Raw genomic sequence first — 740 nt, forward strand, 5'->3', positions numbered from 1 at the left:
GGGCCTCAATATCCGATGAAGTTTGTGTATAGGCGGTAACCTGCATGCCCGCACCGCCGCCTTTGTTGATCAACGGGATAAATTCATCCCCCATCAGCTTATTGAATTCGTCACAATGCAGGTTAATCGCCAGTTTTCCGTCCTGACGCACCGGCAAACCCGCATTCATGCCGTATTTATAAATCTGCCCGGCGACACTGACCAAATCCGCAAACATGCTGTTGCCCACTGCCGAAGCCACATCGCTGTCAGACAGCGCATCCAGGCCGATATAAACAATGCCGTTTTTGCGGATCGCCTGTTCCCAGTCGAAGATAGGGCGCAGATCTGCCATATTGAAATAATCCGGCGAGAGCAGTTCTGAAATTTTTCCGGTGGTCAGCTTTTCCAACAGGGGCAGCAAAGAGGCGACAATTTTATCAAAATAGGTGCGGTCATAACGCACAGCAGAGCGTAATCCGTCCAGAATCGGGTCATAGAGTTGTTTACCCGCTTTTGAACTCAGCGTGACCTCCATCGCCCAGAGTCTGAGTGCATCCGGTTGTCCCTGCATATTGCGCGGGATATCTTTTTCTTTCAACTGGCCGAGGGACTGGTTGATTTGTTCCAGCAGTGCAGGCTGCCTGTCTGTCATCATTTTAGTCGCATAGAGTTGATACAGCTCACTGATATTATTGACGTAACGTGTGATAAGCGTGTAATCCGGCCGGTGTCCCAGGGCAACTAAAGCACGGGCGACA

1 pseudogene is annotated in these 740 nt (G+C 50.7%); it reads right to left on the reverse strand.

Annotated elements, in window-relative coordinates:
* Positions 1 to 740: pseudogene (locus Xbud_RS19215) on the reverse strand (P-loop NTPase family protein); the annotation flags it as partial.

Origin of the sequence: Xenorhabdus budapestensis (assembly GCF_002632465.1) — a bacterium.
GTDB classification, from domain to species: Bacteria; Pseudomonadota; Gammaproteobacteria; order Enterobacterales; family Enterobacteriaceae; genus Xenorhabdus; species Xenorhabdus budapestensis.